The organism is Euhalothece natronophila Z-M001 (genome assembly GCF_007904085.1).
GTDB lineage: Bacteria > Cyanobacteriota > Cyanobacteriia > Cyanobacteriales > Rubidibacteraceae > Halothece > Halothece natronophila.
In genome coordinates this window covers 61,188-75,894 of record NZ_CP042326.1, presented here as the reverse complement: position 1 = coordinate 75,894, position 14,707 = coordinate 61,188, and the positions used below count along the sequence as shown (strand labels likewise).

The following is a 14,707-nucleotide window of genomic DNA, read 5'->3' as shown; positions in this document are numbered from 1 at the left end:
CCAAATGATAAAACAGAATGTTCCCAATGATTACTGCTGAGTTTTGGAAGGAGAAGGGATAGAATAACGTTTACGAAAATCCTCAATCAGCAGTTCTAATCCTTCTTGTAAGGGAACGCGCGGTTCCCAGCCTAAAATCTCTCTGGCTTTCGTGATATCAGGCTGGCGCTTTCTGGGATCATCTTGCGGTAGCGGTTTAAACCCAATTGTTGCTTCAGGATTAATCATATTCTGAATTTTCTGCGCGAGTTCCAGAATTGTATATTCTCCGGGATTACCTAAATTCACTGGCCCAATATAATCCCCGTTCATTAGCCGAATTAAGCCATCGACCATATCTGAGACATAGCAGAAGCTACGAGTTTGCGACCCATCCCCATACACGGTAAGTGGCTGATTGCGTAAGGTTTGGGCAACAAAATTACTGACTACTCGCCCATCATCTTCCAGCATCCGCGGCCCATAAGTGTTAAATATTCGCGCGACTCGAATATCTACTCCATTATCGCGGTGATAGTCAAAGGCTAAGGTTTCTGCAATACGCTTTCCTTCGTCGTAGCAGGAACGGAGGCCGTTACAATTGACATTTCCCCGATATTCTTCTGGTTGGGGATGCACTTCTGGATCGCCATAAACTTCAGAGGTAGAAGCGAGGAGAAATCGCGCTTTCACTCGTTTAGCTAACCCCAACATATATAAAGTTCCCATGACATTAGTTTTTACTGTCTTAACGGGATTAAATTGATAATGAACGGGAGAGGCGGGACAAGCTAAGTGATAAACTTGATCGACTTCTAAACGGATGGGTTCGGTAATATCATGGCGAATGACTTCAAAGTAGGGATGATCTAGCCAGTGTTTAATGTTATCTTTACGTCCAGTGTAGAAGTTATCGAGACAAATCACCTCATGCCCTTCTGACATCAATCGATCAATGAGGTGAGAACCAATAAATCCAGCGCCGCCTGTTACTAAAATTCTCATCTAAACTAGTCTGTTTTTCAGTAATTATATCATAGAAAGTATCTTGTTGTTGCCGCCATCTAAAGACTTTCACTGAGACTCGAAAAAATCATCTCAGTTTGTTCCCTTTTGCTTAAGAAAGTTGAATTGGTGCATTCGGCCCTAAAGGTAGTTCCAACATTGCCCAGAGAAAGAATAATACTAACCAACTGATTAAAAATAGAATGCAATAGGGGAACATGAGGACGATTAAGCGACCAATACCTAATTGTTGATCATATTGCTGTCCAAAAGCAATCACCACTGGAAAATAAGGCATCAAAGGGGTAATGATATTGGTACTAGAATCACCGATGCGGTAAAGGGCTTGGGTGGCTTCTGGAGAATAGCCGATGATCATTAACATGGGAACAAAAATTGGAGCTAAAATTGCCCATTTTGCAGAGGCGGAGCCAATAAATAAGTTTAAGATGATGCTAAAGGCAACAAATAAGAATAAGGCTGGCAACCCCTCAATTCCTGTAGCTTGGAGAAACTGAGCGCCACTAATGGCAAAGATAATCCCTAAGTTACTCCAATCAAAGTAAGCAATAAACTGAGCAGCGACAAACGCTAATACCAAGTAATATCCCATGGAACTCATAGCTTGTGACATGGCATTAGCTGCATCTTTATCATTCTTAATTGTGCCTGCCACTTTCCCATAAACAAGCCCAGGGAAGAAAAATCCTAAAGCCACCAAAAAGACAATGCCATCAATGAAGGGGGAGGAAGCCTCGGTAATGAGAGAATCAGTTTCAGGATCGCGTAAAATGGCTTCTGGCGGAAGGGTTAAAAGTCCCAAACAAATTATGTAAGCGAGGAGGGTGTAGCCAGCCCATCGTAATCCTTTGCGCTGTGATGGGGTTAAGGATTCGGGTTCAGTGGTGGTTTCTTCACTATCGTAGTTGCCTAATCTCGGTTCGACAATATAATCTGTGACATACCAGCCCACAAAGGTAATTAAAAAGGTCGAGATTGCCATGAAATAATAATTCGCCATGGCATTAACGCTATAGTCATTATTAATGAGACTTGCGCCACTTTGAGAGAGTCCAGCTAAGAGGGGATCGAGGGGATTAATGATTAAGTTGGCACTAAAGCCTCCAGAAACGCCTGCGAAACCTGCTACTAAACCTGCTATGGGGTGACGTTGGAAAACTCGAAAGATTACGGCGGCTAAAGGCACTAAAATTACATAGCCAGCATCGGCAGCTAAGTTAGACATAACCCCTGCAAATACCACCATAGGAGAGGCAAATTTAGCAGGGGCAATTAAGACTAAGCGTCTTAAGGCGGTGCCGAGTAATCCACTGTGTTGGGCAATTCCTACCCCTAAGATGGCGACTAAGACTGTTCCTAAGGGCGGAAATTCAATAAAATTGGGGACGGCTTCACTGATAATGCGACGAATTCCCTCGCCAGTTAAAAGGGAGACTGCTTCTACGGTTTCTTCTGTGGCAGGATTGATAGCAGAGAGATTAAACCCTGCCGCGATCGCGCTAGCAAGAATTACCAATAGTGTCAGCAGGGCAAAAAGGGTAACAGGATCAGGTAAACGGTTGCCAATGCGTTCAATCCGATCAAGAATCGCAGTTAATCCGTTGCCTTTAGGAGAGTTTAGACTCATGTTGATTGCGCCACTCTACTGCTAAATTTTGCATTTCAGCTAACTCCTCAGAATCAATTTTTCGTAAATTCCCTAAAACTAAATTCATCCGCCCTAAGGATTTTAACTGATCACGGTGTCGAGCTAAAAAGTCCCAATAGAAGAAATTAAAAGGACAAGCCTCCTCTTGAGAGCGTTTTCGCGGATTGTACCGACAATTTTGGCAATAGTTACTCATTTTATTAATGTAGTTAGCTGAAGCCACATAGGGTTTAGAAGCAAATACCCCGCCATCGGCAAATTGCCCCATACCAATCACATTAGTTACCATCACCCACTCATAAGCATCAATAAAGGTGGCGTGAAACCACTCTTTTAATTGTTGAGGAGAAATACCAACAATGAGGGCAAAATTACTTAAGATCATTAAGCGTTGAATATGATGGGCATAACCTGTTTCTTCGATTTGTTTTAAGACTTCCTTTAAGCAGTTAAGATCGGTTTGGTTGCTATCCCAAAAAAAGTCGGGCAAGGGATAGGTATGATTAAACCAGTTGCTTTGATCATAATCAAGGTCAACCCAGTGATAAATCCCATTTAAAAATTCTCGCCACCCCAAAATTTGACGAATAATTCCTTCGACACTATTCAGGGGGAAATTTTGTTCCCAGTAGGCTTGTTCCACAGCAGAAATGACTTCCCACGGATGTAATAATCCTAAATTAAGATAGGGGGATAACAAAGAATGCCATAGGGTCGTTTGGTCGCTTACCATGGCATCCTGATAAGTGCCAAAGTTTGCTAAATTGTTGCTAATAAAGTGACTTAAAACTTGCTGTGCTTGTTCTCTAGTTACCCCCCAACTAAAGGGTTCAATGTTGCCATAGGTATTAAAAGGAAGAGATTTAACCTCTTTAATTACGGTTTGTGTAATCTCATCTGGGGAAAATTTAAGAGGAGAAGGTGGGGTTAGTTTTTGATTGGGCGGTTTACGATTCTCTTGATCAAAATTCCAGTTTCCCCCTACTGGCTTGTTCGCTTCCATGAGAACATTAAATCGCTTTCTTCCTTGGCGATAAAAGTCCTCCATTAAGATCCGTTTCCGGGGATTTGCCCAGTTTTGAAATTCCTCTGTTGACCATAAGAAATGGTTATTGGGAAGGAGAGAAATTTCGCAACTGAGATCTAATTGGTTGATCCAAGAGATAAAAGCGCGATCGCTGGGTCTCATGACTCGTAATTCAGTGATTTGATTATCATGAACCCAGTTTTGAAGAGGAGTCCTAAAATCGTGAGCAATTTGATAACTAACTGTCCATCCTGCTTGTTGTAACGTTTTAGCAAAATGGCGCATTGCCGACCAAATTAACACTAACTTTTGTTGATGATAAGGTCGTTGGGTTACAAGTTCCCATGATTCAATCATAATCACAGGAACAATTGCTTTCTCACTTTGACAACTTTGCAGAGCCGCTTGTTGTTGAGAAAGCTGTGTTCCTAAAACCCAAATCCCAATTACCATCTACTTTAAAAGGAAGAATGTCCTCTAAAAGGAATATTTTGTGTAGTTAACAACTGCTAAATTAGAAAACGAATAATAATTGCTTTATTCTTTTTTCGGAGACAATAACATAATCATGTTACGACCTTCTCGTTTGGGTGACTGCTGAATTTCTGCCGTATCTTTCAAATCGTCAGCCATGCGCTGTAATAAATCCTTGGCAAGTTCGGTATGTTGAATTTCTCGTCCACGGAAGTTAATGGTAGCTTTGACTTTATCCCCTCCTTTCAGGAAGCGTTTGGCTTGATTGATACGCACTTCATAATCATGCTCATCAATTTTATAGCGCATTTTCACTTCCTTGACTTCAGCGTTATGCTGTTTCTTTTTGGCTTCTCTAGCACGGCGTTCCTGTTCATATTTATACTTGCCATAGTCCATAATTCGGCAAACTGGAGGGTCTGCCTTGTCACTAACAAGCACCAAGTCCAATTCTTTTTCCTCAGCGATTTTTTGCGCCTCATCAGGAGTCAGAACACCGAGCTGTTCTCCTTCTGTGTCAATGACACGGATTTTAGGGTAACGAATATTTTCGTTGATTTGCGGAAGTTGGCGATTGCGTTTTTTATTTTTCACAGGCGTTTATTGAAGTTTGGCTAATCTTCGTTCTTAGTCTCACAATATAAGGTTATTCCCTTGCTATTGTAAGGATTTTTTTTGTTTTTTTGGTAAATGTTAACACAAAAGTAACAGTTTTTTGGGTAATACTCGGGGGAGTTATTAGAAATTTTTATCAATTAAAATTTTCATGCCCGAGTGTTTGCTCATTAAGCTTCTAGTAGAAGCCTGACCCACGCCACTAATTGTAGCACATAACCTCCTTGGTAATGTAAACTCCAGTAATCTACAGATTCATTTCGGTGTTGCCCCAAATTCATCGATCAAAATTTGGCGGAGAACACTTGGTAAATCTTCACAGGGAATCCCTTTTTGGACGCGACTTCCTAATTGAGCGTCTTTACCAACTTTACCGCCCATAAAGAGATCAACAGCTTCGACCATTTTGCCATCTTTTCGGGCTTTTGTTCCCATTAAGCCAATTTGAGCAACTTGCGGTTGTCCACAAGAATTGGGGCATCCTGTCCAATGAATTCTGACATCATTGGGAATGTTTAACTCTGATTCTAACTCCTTGGCAACAGCTAATGCTCGTTGTTTGGTTTCGACTAGGGCGAAATTACAAAATTGTGCGCCTGTACAAGATACTAAAGAACGGGATAAGGGTTCCGGTTCAATGGAAAATTTTTCTAATAAGGGTTCAGTTAAGAAAGTGTCAATATTTTCGGTAGCAATATGGGGAATAATGACATTTTGTTCCACTGTAAAACGGAGTTCACTTTCGCCATAAACTTCTGCTAAACGGGCTAAATCAAATAAATCATCGGCGGTTAATCTTCCTACTGGAACGTGCAAACCAACATAAGATTTTCCCGGTTGCTGTTGGGCCTGAACACCGATGTGATCTCGTTTATCCCAATCAATGACATCTTCAGTGGCAGCCCTTTCTAAAGACTGACCAAAGGCTTGTTCCACTAGGTTACGAAATTCCTCTAATCCTAACTCTTCAATAAGCCACATTAAGCGAGATTTTTGACGATTGGCTCTTAAACCGCGATCGCGATACACTTCTAAAATGGCACGGGAGACGCCAACTACCGCTTCTTCTGTGGGAGGAATCCAAGCATTAAGCGGAATCGCTGCCTCACAGCGTTTGGAAGAAAAGAAACCGCCCACTAAAACATTAAAGCCCAGTTTGCCCTCTTTATAGGCAGGAACAAAGGCAATATCATTAATTTCTGCATGAACTGAATTATCCCGTCCTCCTTCAATGGCAATATTAAACTTACGGGGTAAATTCGTAAATTCAGGATTACCTTCCCCACAATTGGTAATCATATCCTGAACCTTTTGCACTAAGTTACGAGTGTCGATTAATTCATCACCATCTAACCCAGCTACAGGCGACCCTGTAATGTTTCTAACATTATCCATCCCCGACTGCATGGAAGTCATACCTGCTTCCTTAAGGCGAGAAAAAATATCAGGAATATCTTCTAACCGCACTCCCCGCAATTGAATATTCTGGCGAGTGGTAATATCAGCACTACCATCATCTCCATAACGCTGGACAATTTCCGCGAGAACTTTCACTTGCTGGCTAGTTAAAATGCCATTAGGGGTTCGCATCCGCAACATAAACTTCCCTGGGGTAACAGGGCGATAGAAGATTCCTAACCACTTGAGACGTTGTTCGAGATCAGTTTTATCAAGGGCTTCCCAGCCAATTTCAGCGAAATAATTTAATTCCTCTTTAACTGCGAGCCCATCTTTTTCCGCTTTAAACTTTTCAAATTTATTTTTAGTGGTTTCTGATTTAACGGTACTAGTCATATTAAGTTTAATAGGTTTGCTGAAGGCAAGTTATGTGATCCTACTTTAAAAAGAAATGAGAGTTGCTAGTTGTATAGAAGGATACGAAGTGAGACTATTTATGCAAGAAACGCATTAAACTATCACGCTATTAGAATTTTGGAGGCAAAATTTTTATGGATGATGTGATTTCTCACTAAGGTACGCTGACACCTGTTAGGTCAATCACTTTAAAAATGCTAAAGAAAATAATATCAATGATCCAAACAATCACGACAAACTTAATAATTGCCCGATCAATCTCTAGCTGGTTGTCACGTTCATGATTCCGTTGCATTGTTAATCGCTCTTTGTTGCAACTGCTCATTTCATCCTAAAAAAAATACGTTTCCTAATACGTATCAATGAAGACAATTTTTGAGAAAAAATCCTATAGGTGCATCTTTTTCATGTAAAAATCTCTCAGAAACATAAAAGGTAGTTTTCAATATAATGATGGAGGTAAAATTGCTTCTGAAATAGAAACTTGTCAAAGATGGAAAATAAGAAACTTGGTGCCCTGGTAGAACGGGCTATGATTGATGGGGAACTTTCTCGCCGTGAACGAGATGAGATTATGGGGGCAATTTATGGTAAAAAACACATCACACGGGAGGAATGTAAGTTAATGCGTACATTGCAACAGAAAATATGGACAGCGGAGATCAAAATTTGGGGGTAACTCAACTTTTAAGACAGGTGCGGGTTTTAGATCCCATCTCAGGAACTGACGAAATTGCTGATGTTCTGATTAAACAGGGACAAATTGAAGAGATTAACTCTAGAATCACCGATTATCCTTCCTCAACTCAAGTAAGAGACACTGATGGACTCATTTTTGCCCCAGGTTTGGTGGATCTCTATAGCCATAGTGGCGAACCGGGAAACGAACAACGGGAAACCCTAGCATCTCTAGGACAAGCGGCGTTAGCTGGGGGGTTTACTCGGGTGGGGGTTCTTCCAGATATGCAACCTCCATTAGATAATCTTGCTAGTTTACGCTGGCTACAAAATGCTACTCGATCTGAAGTCCCGCAGTTTTATTGGTGGGGGTATTTGACATTAGAGGGGAAAAAAGCGGGGATGACGGCGTTAGGAGAGTTAGCCAATGCAGGATTAATCGGGTTTAGTGAGGAAGTATCTTTAGAAAATTTGGGGATTTTACAGCGGTGTTTGGAGTATTTACAGCCTTGGGGAAAGGTAGTGGCGTTATCGGTGCGCGATCGCGCTTTAACTAATCAGGGAGTAATCCGAGAAGGGTTATCTTCTCTCAAAACAGGTTTGCCTAGTGATTCTCCTATTTCTGAAACCGCTACTTTAGCGGCAATTCTAGAAGTTGTAGCAATGACGGAAACCCCTGTTCATATTATGGGAATTTCTACCGCAAGAGGGGTAGCGTTAATTGCTGAAGCAAAAGCAAGAGGCGTGGCGATTACGGCTAGTACTAATTGGATGCACTTACTTTTAAATACCGCAACCCTTAGTAGCTATGATCCTAGCTTGAATATTGTGCCACCCTTGGGGAATCAGGAAGATCAAAGGGCGTTGATTGATGGGGTTAAATCAGGAGTTATTGATGCGATTGCAGTGAATCATACCCCTTATACTTATGAGGAAAAAACCGTTGCCTTTGCTGAAACCCCACCCGGCGCGATCGGTCTAGAGTTAGCATTGCCATTATTGTGGCAAACCTTTGTGGAAACAGGGGAATGGACAGCGTTAGAATTGTGGAGTGCCTTAAGTGCTTCTCCCCAGCGTTGTTTACAGCAACCTGAATTGCGCTGTACGGTTGGACAACCCACAGAAGCGATTTTATTTGATCCTAAGAAACCTTGGATTGTGACTCAAAATCACCTAAAATCTCTTAGTGCTAATACTCCTTGGCTAGATAAGGAAATTATTGGTCAGGTGGTGAATGTATTTTTAAATGACGTTAAGCAAAGTTAAGTAATTAATAGTGGAAACTTCTGAATCATCAATTTGGAAACAAATTTGGGAAAATATTAAGGCGATCGCGATCGCGCTTTTAATCGCAACTTTGATCCGAGTATTTATTGCCGAACCCCGTTATATTCCCTCGGATTCGATGTTACCCACCCTAGAAATCGGCGATCGCATTGTTGTGGAAAAAGTGTCTTATTATTTTCAATCTCCTCAACAGCAGGATATTGTGGTTTTTAATCCCTCAGAAATACTAGAAAGTTTCGGTTACGATTCAGATCAGGCGTTTATTAAACGAGTTATTGGGGAAGGGGAAAACACACTCGCTGTAAAAGAAGGTCAAGTTTATATTAATGGCGAAGTTATTGAAGAACCCTATATTAAAGAACCCCCTAATTATGAACTTCCTCCTCTTACTGTGCCTCGTGGAAAATTATTTGTTTTAGGGGATAATCGTAATAATAGTAATGACTCTCATATTTGGGGCTTTTTACCGAAAGAAAATGTCATTGGCCGTGCCGTGTTTCGCTTTTGGCCCCCTGATCGCGTGGGGTTTATTTCAATTCCACAAGAAGATGTTTCGACTCACTCCACAGCAAGTCGTAATGTTCCAGCCATTAAAGGAAGTGGAATTGGTGTTTCTAGCCAAGAGAACTGAGGTCAATTTCTAACTGCTTCTCGCAGATAATCAACGCTATTTACTCCCCCAATTAACATTCCTAAAATCATGATTACGGCTAAAATGGCAACCACGACTCCTGCTAAACTAATGATTCCATCATCTTCTTGTAAGCCAAAGCCAATAATAAAAATGGCAATAGCAGGTAACGTATTGGTTAAAGGAATAGGAATCATCATTAAAATTGACATGAGCGCGATCGCGCTTCCTAAAACTATACGACCCACAAATCCCGTACAAATATAATTGAAGCGAGGACGGGTTAACATTTCCAATCGTTTTAACCAAGGAATCCCTCTACGAATAATCCTTTGAACTTGTTTTAAGCTCAATTGATAATCTCTTGCGCGTTGAGGAAGCCAAGGTTGTTTGCTTCCCAAAATTAATTGACTAGCTAAGATAAGCATCACCACACCAAAGGGGATAGAATACCCAGGTGCAGGAACCGGAAGTGCTGACGGAAGGGCAAGAATTACAAATAAAAAGCCAAAAATTCGTTCTTTCGTGATTACTAAAAAATCAGCTAATTGAACATAATCCGCCCTTTCTTCTTCACAAAAATAGCGATATAAATCACTAGATAGCTTTGCCATTTCTTCAATACAGCCTGCGTAAAATATAGTCGGCTAAGTCTCGCAGAGCCTGACTAGAAGGAGAATCCTTCACTGCTTTATCCAGATATTCTACCGCCAATTGACTATGATAGGAAGCTAATTCGCGAGTGCGATCAATTCCTTTTGTTTCTTTAATTAGCGCGATCGCGCTTTCTAACTCTCCTTCCCCTGTAAACTCATTTTCAATTAAATCTTTTAACTCTGGCTTCTCTTCCAACGCATATAACACGGGGGCGGTTAAATTTCCACTTTTGAGATCAGAGCCTGCAGGCTTTCCTAAAACTTCACTGGTGGCAGTAAAATCAAGAATATCATCCACAATTTGAAAAGCTAGCCCCAAATTGCGCCCATAGCCATAGAGATGATCACACACTTCAGGAGACACCCCACTTAGCACCCCCGCCGCTTTTACGCTATTTGCCATCAAAGAAGCGGTTTTATAGTAACTCTTTTCTAAATAATCTGTAATCGACAAATCCACATCAAACTGGCTTAACCCTTGTCGAATTTCTCCCTCTGCAAAATCCCGAATTACCTCAGAAAGTAGTTTCACTACTGCCAAATTATCTAAATTCGCCAAATACCAAGAGGATTGGGCAAACAGAAAATCCCCTGCTAAAACAGCAATGCGATTTCCAAATAAACTATTGACAGTTTCTACGTTACGGCGAGTTTCTGATTCATCAACCACATCATCATGGACTAAACTTGCGGTATGAATCATTTCGGTAATTTCTGCCAAACGTCGGTGGTAAGACGTTAAATCTTGTTCTACCATCGTGGCTCGGGAAGCCAACAAAACAATTGCTGGGCGCAAGCGTTTACCCCCCGCCCCAAATAAATGTTCAGCCGCCGCACCAAGAATGGGGTGACGCGCTCCCACCAGTTCTTTTAAATTATCGGTGAGTAAGCGTAAATCGTCATCAACGGGAGCAAATAGAGATGTTACAGAGGTCATCGGTAAGCCTGTTTTTGGCGCAGTAGTGTAATCACTTTACATATCTTTATAACAATTTTAATCCACTACTTACCGACATGAAAACTCTCCTCAGATAAAAATAACAGAATCAAAGATAATAAGCCAAGCAAAGTTGAAAAACTTTTAGAGACTGTTATGAGAAGATGATCACGCCTTGCCCGACTCTATCATAATCCTTGATTGAATGGGAGAGCGTCAACTCCTGAGGGATTAAATATTTATAAACTGCGCTAACCCGCTTCGCGCTCGGTTAGCGTTTTCAGTAGCCCTAGAAATTCTACAGGATAGAATCTCCGAGCCTCCAGGCTGGTTTATAGAGCAGCCCCATTTTTTGATCATCAAAGCGCCATTGAGATCAGCATCTCCTCCCCAACCACATTCGGAGTTAGAACACTTAAAACTTTTATTGGTTCTTATTCCAATGTAGTTGCAACAGTGGCAGGTTTGGCTGGTATAGGCAGGAGGAATAGCAATTACTTTTACTCCTTCCTTAACCCCTTTATATTCCAAGAAAGTTCTTAATTGATAAAAAGCCCAAGAGTTAGACTGTCTTCTTTCAGTCTTGTTTCTGGGTTTCTGGTTAGTTCGTTCACGAATACCAGTTAAGTCTTCAATTGCCACTGCGGAGTTAGTCTCTTTTGCTTCTGAGATGATAGTTTTACTAATATTGTGGTTAACCCACTTTTGATATCTCTTTTCACGTCCTGATAACCGTTTCAAGACCTCTCGACATCTACGTCTAGATGATCTTGTGCGTCCGGCATAAACGCCTGGGGAAACCCCAGGCGACGCGGACTTGCCCTTACGAGCTTTTTTCTGAAGAGATGATCTTACTCTAGAAAACTTATCTCTTTTTTGTTGAATTTCTTTCCCATCCCATCCCTGATTGGTGGAGGTTCTAGCTATTTCCCGTCTCCCAAAGTCAACTCCAATAACCTTGTCAGTTCTTTGGGGTTCGGGATAATCAATGGTGATTTGGATATGGCAATACCATTGACCATCTTTATGTTTGCAAATTTGAGCCGAAGTGGGCTTGCGCCCTGTTAGTTTACCCTTATGGTAATTGCTGGCTCTTAAGGCTAGTCTTAACCGCTTACCAAGAGTAGAGACGCTAACTGTCCAATCTTTTTCCCGAAAAGAGAAAGTCCTACCATCACAATCGAAAGAGGTGGGTTTGAACCCTTTAACTTTCCGACCTTTATGTTTGGCAGTCTTTCGGTTAGAGGCGACCCTAGCGCAAGCACGGACAATCTGGTTAGCCTTTAATCCAAACTGTTCCTTAACATCGTTATAGCAGACAGCCTGAATTGAATTGCGATTGGTTAGACGATGGTTTACATTCTCATTAATCCAAGTACAAGCATCTGCAAAAGCCTGGGCAGTTTCCTCAAGTTGAGTGGCTTGCTCAGGTTCTACATTTAGCTTTACTACAAGGGTCAGAGTCTGTTCCATCGTTTTCAAAAAGTCACGACGATGAGTATAGCACATCTAAAGTTGGTTTAGCTTCGGGGATCGAACCCGTCGCTAAACGCGCTATCCCTCAACGACCCGCTTCGCTGAGGTCGTAGCTTCCCACGCTTTCGGTGAAAAATATGTTAATCTTAAAGTAAGAAATTAATAAGAGTTCCCAAGCTAATCTAGTTAAACCTAGATTACTGGTGGACCGTAAAGCTTTCTAAGGGTCGTTGCTCTCTTGATTATAAAACTGCTAGCTATGGAATAGATAGGAAACTGAGGATAGTTTCCAGCTTTCCATAGTAAAGCGAAGTTAAGAGGAAAAATTTCCTAGAATCATCGCTGATTTTACTATTAGGGATAATATCAAAGGAATCTTTGAATTCCCATAACAATTTTAGGTAGCCAAGCGACCGTTAGAAAAAGACAACAGACTCTTATTTAACTGTCCACTCTTCATCTTCACTAACTACCATGGATCTCTCAATTTTAATCCCAGTTCTTGCCATTACTTATCTTGCTGTTGTTTATGGTATCCTTCTTTTAGCTCGACGAGTACGTGACTTCCAATCAAATCGTACCTAGAAGTAGCTACCAGATAACTTAGGATACTTTGACAGTCACGGCTAAGCATATCGTAGCCGTGCTTTTTTTGCTATGTCCAAAAGTGATGATTACCAACAACCCAGTCTTTTTAGTGACAGTACCTTATCTTCTCCAGAAACTAGACACACAGAAGAATGGGAGAATATTCCCTTTGATTCAAAAATATCGATTCCTGCGGGGACTTATGACAATTTAGAAGCCTTAGCGACTCACTGTAAACAATGTCAACGGTGTGAGTTAGCTCAAACACGAACTCAAGTTGTTATTAGTCGTGGCACACCACAAGCCGATGTAATGATTATTGGAGAAGCACCAGGGAAGAGTGAAGATGAACAAGGACTCCCTTTTGTTGGTAAGTCTGGACAACTATTAGATAAAATTCTTGCTTCTGTGGAATTGAGTCTAGAAAAAGATGTGTATATTTCTAATATCGTTAAATGTCGTCCGCCTGAAAATCGCACGCCGATTAATAAAGAAATTGTCGCTTGTAAGTCTTATTTACTAGAACAAATTAGATTAGTTGATCCCAAAATTATTTTGTTTACAGGGGCAACCGCACTCAAGGGATTAACAGGAGAAAAAAAAGGAATTACTAAAATTAGAGGACAGTGGTTACAGTGGGAAGGACGTTGGGCGATGGCAATTTTTCACCCTGCTTATTTATTGAGAAACCCGTCCCGAGAAAAAGGAAAACCGAAATGGCTCATGTGGCAAGACATGCAAGCTGTGCGACAAAAATTAGATCATTTAAGAGCCTCTATATAGTTAATTAACTCATTCGCGTTAGTGATTGCTTCCCGAAAAACCCTGATGAAATAAATTGTTAGCCTACTCAACTCTTTGTGAAAAAAGGGTGAATATACTGTTGTAGAAGTGACTTTAGGTCATTAATAATATAGGTGTGATCAAAAAAGGATTTGCTTTTTTATATCCTTAATAATTGATTGAGATCGCTAATCCGACTCACGATAAGTATAAGAAATTAGTCAGTTCAAATGACTTGAGTAGAAAATAATATGGCTTCTCTTACTACTGTAAATGTTAAACGCAATAGCTTAGAGCTCCTAAGATGTTATCAAGATAACCCTGAGCAAAAAGTTCGTAATCAAATAGTTGAGCTAAATATGGGGCTTGTTCGCAAAGAAGCTCATCATTGGGTTAATCAGTGTGGTGAAAGTTATGATGACTTAATTCAAGTAGGCTGTATTGGTTTAATCCGTGCAATTGAACGGTTTAACTTATCAAAAGGGAATGCATTTAGTTCTTTTGCTATGCCTTATATTCGGGGAGAGATTCAGCATTATTTGCGCGATCGCAGCACTTCCGTAAAAATTCCTCGGCGATGGTTAGAGTTGAAGCAACAAGCCTCAAAAGTAACTCAAGTCTTACGTGAAGAGTTAAAAAGATCTCCCACAGAAGCTGAAATTGCAGAAAAACTAAACATATCTCTAGAAGAGTGGCAAGAGATTAAATTAGCGGCGAAAAATCGAGAACCCCTTAGCTTAGATATTCCTATTGGCTCCGAAGAGGAAAATACAAGTTTAGGGGAATTAGTTCCTGATCAACAATATCGAAGTTTTCAGTTAGCCCAAGAAGATCGCATTCGCCTCCAACAAGGATTGGTTGAGTTAGAAGAGCGGACGCGAAGTGTTTTAGAATTTGTTTTTCTGCAAGACTTGACACAGAAAGAGGCTGCAGAGGTTTTGGGGATCAGTGTAGTCACTGTTTCCCGTCGTCTCAAAAAAGGCTTAAAACTCCTCAAGCACCAACTATCATAACCATTAGTCGTTGATTGATTTAACCCTAAGATGAGCTTGTCGTTGCGAGGCTAAGGCTAAGCATCTTCTCAGGA

Annotated in this window: 14 protein-coding genes; 5 read left to right on the top strand and 9 right to left on the bottom strand. The window is 40.9% G+C overall.

Features of this window, described 5'->3' with window-relative positions; translation table 11 throughout:
- Positions 1–30: 30 nt before the first annotated feature.
- The 6 genes from FRE64_RS00335 to FRE64_RS17345 all read right to left on the bottom strand — a co-directional run bounded on the left by FRE64_RS00335 (position 31) and on the right by FRE64_RS17345 (position 6,879).
- A complete protein-coding gene (locus FRE64_RS00335) occupies positions 31–984 on the bottom strand; it encodes a UDP-glucuronic acid decarboxylase family protein (RefSeq protein ID WP_146294139.1) in 954 nt (317 codons plus the stop codon).
- 112 nt (positions 985–1,096) lie between these two features.
- Positions 1,097–2,632, bottom strand: coding sequence for an AbgT family transporter (locus FRE64_RS00330; RefSeq protein ID WP_146294138.1), 1,536 nt, complete (start codon positions 2,630–2,632; stop codon positions 1,097–1,099).
- Complete coding sequence (locus FRE64_RS00325) at positions 2,613–4,133, bottom strand: cryptochrome/photolyase family protein (RefSeq protein WP_146294137.1); 1,521 nt, start codon at positions 4,131–4,133, stop codon at positions 2,613–2,615. Before FRE64_RS00325 ends, FRE64_RS00330 begins: the two co-directional genes overlap by 20 nt.
- Before the next feature lie 84 nt (positions 4,134–4,217).
- The gene (infC, locus tag FRE64_RS00320; protein WP_146294136.1) at positions 4,218–4,748 is read right to left on the bottom strand and encodes a translation initiation factor IF-3; all 531 of its coding nucleotides are present in this window, start codon (positions 4,746–4,748) and stop codon (positions 4,218–4,220) included.
- A 276-nt stretch (positions 4,749–5,024) separates the two neighbouring features.
- Entirely contained in the window at positions 5,025–6,563 is a 1,539-nt protein-coding gene (locus FRE64_RS00315) for a ferredoxin--nitrite reductase (RefSeq protein WP_146294135.1), read from the bottom strand.
- 175 nt (positions 6,564–6,738) lie between these two features.
- A complete protein-coding gene (locus FRE64_RS17345) occupies positions 6,739–6,879 on the bottom strand; it encodes a hypothetical protein (RefSeq protein ID WP_186708892.1) in 141 nt (46 codons plus the stop codon).
- Between the two features lie 198 nt (positions 6,880–7,077).
- Between FRE64_RS17345 and FRE64_RS00310 the strand changes: the two genes are divergently transcribed.
- From FRE64_RS00310 to lepB, 3 genes are read left to right on the top strand one after another with little or no spacing between them, the layout of a single operon-like run.
- Complete coding sequence (locus FRE64_RS00310) at positions 7,078–7,263, top strand: hypothetical protein (protein WP_146294134.1); 186 nt, start codon at positions 7,078–7,080, stop codon at positions 7,261–7,263.
- On the top strand, positions 7,233–8,528 hold the full coding sequence (locus FRE64_RS00305) for a dihydroorotase (RefSeq protein WP_146294133.1): 1,296 nt from the start codon (positions 7,233–7,235) through the stop codon (positions 8,526–8,528). The genes FRE64_RS00310 and FRE64_RS00305 overlap by 31 nt, the downstream gene beginning before the upstream one ends.
- Positions 8,529–8,538: 10 nt before the next feature.
- Complete coding sequence (lepB, locus tag FRE64_RS00300; protein ID WP_146294132.1) at positions 8,539–9,180, top strand: signal peptidase I; 642 nt, start codon at positions 8,539–8,541, stop codon at positions 9,178–9,180.
- A 2-nt stretch (positions 9,181–9,182) separates the two neighbouring features.
- Here the strand turns inward: lepB and FRE64_RS00295 are convergent, their stop codons facing one another.
- The 3 genes from FRE64_RS00295 to FRE64_RS00285 all read right to left on the bottom strand — a co-directional run bounded on the left by FRE64_RS00295 (position 9,183) and on the right by FRE64_RS00285 (position 12,246).
- Complete coding sequence (locus FRE64_RS00295) at positions 9,183–9,794, bottom strand: exopolysaccharide biosynthesis protein (RefSeq protein WP_146294131.1); 612 nt, start codon at positions 9,792–9,794, stop codon at positions 9,183–9,185.
- Positions 9,795–9,798: 4 nt separating this feature from the next.
- The gene (gene sds, locus FRE64_RS00290) at positions 9,799–10,773 is read right to left on the bottom strand and encodes a solanesyl diphosphate synthase (protein ID WP_146294130.1); all 975 of its coding nucleotides are present in this window, start codon (positions 10,771–10,773) and stop codon (positions 9,799–9,801) included.
- Between the two features lie 231 nt (positions 10,774–11,004).
- A complete protein-coding gene (locus FRE64_RS00285) occupies positions 11,005–12,246 on the bottom strand; it encodes an RNA-guided endonuclease InsQ/TnpB family protein (protein WP_146294129.1) in 1,242 nt (413 codons plus the stop codon).
- A gap of 660 nt (positions 12,247–12,906) precedes the next feature.
- Here FRE64_RS00285 and FRE64_RS00280 point away from each other — a divergent pair.
- On the top strand, positions 12,907–13,620 hold the full coding sequence (locus tag FRE64_RS00280; RefSeq protein ID WP_146294128.1) for a uracil-DNA glycosylase: 714 nt from the start codon (positions 12,907–12,909) through the stop codon (positions 13,618–13,620).
- A 251-nt stretch (positions 13,621–13,871) separates the two neighbouring features.
- The gene (locus FRE64_RS00275; RefSeq protein ID WP_146294127.1) at positions 13,872–14,633 is read left to right on the top strand and encodes an RNA polymerase sigma factor SigF; all 762 of its coding nucleotides are present in this window, start codon (positions 13,872–13,874) and stop codon (positions 14,631–14,633) included.
- The last annotated feature ends 74 nt before the right edge of the window (positions 14,634–14,707 follow it).

Coding starts and splice junctions, on each gene's coding strand:
- FRE64_RS00325 (WP_146294137.1), bottom strand. CDS start 4,133: ATGGTAATTGGGATTTGGGTTTTAGGAACACAGCTTTCTCAACAACAA.
- FRE64_RS00295 (WP_146294131.1), bottom strand. CDS start 9,794: ATGGCAAAGCTATCTAGTGATTTATATCGCTATTTTTGTGAAGAAGAA.
- FRE64_RS00315 (WP_146294135.1), bottom strand. CDS start 6,563: ATGACTAGTACCGTTAAATCAGAAACCACTAAAAATAAATTTGAAAAG.
- sds (WP_146294130.1), bottom strand. CDS start 10,773: ATGACCTCTGTAACATCTCTATTTGCTCCCGTTGATGACGATTTACGC.
- FRE64_RS00275 (WP_146294127.1), top strand. CDS start 13,872: ATGGCTTCTCTTACTACTGTAAATGTTAAACGCAATAGCTTAGAGCTC.
- FRE64_RS00330 (WP_146294138.1), bottom strand. CDS start 2,632: ATGAGTCTAAACTCTCCTAAAGGCAACGGATTAACTGCGATTCTTGAT.
- FRE64_RS00280 (WP_146294128.1), top strand. CDS start 12,907: ATGTCCAAAAGTGATGATTACCAACAACCCAGTCTTTTTAGTGACAGT.
- FRE64_RS17345 (WP_186708892.1), bottom strand. CDS start 6,879: ATGCAACGGAATCATGAACGTGACAACCAGCTAGAGATTGATCGGGCA.
- FRE64_RS00335 (WP_146294139.1), bottom strand. CDS start 984: ATGAGAATTTTAGTAACAGGCGGCGCTGGATTTATTGGTTCTCACCTC.
- FRE64_RS00310 (WP_146294134.1), top strand. CDS start 7,078: ATGGAAAATAAGAAACTTGGTGCCCTGGTAGAACGGGCTATGATTGAT.
- FRE64_RS00305 (WP_146294133.1), top strand. CDS start 7,233: ATGGACAGCGGAGATCAAAATTTGGGGGTAACTCAACTTTTAAGACAG.
- FRE64_RS00285 (WP_146294129.1), bottom strand. CDS start 12,246: ATGGAACAGACTCTGACCCTTGTAGTAAAGCTAAATGTAGAACCTGAG.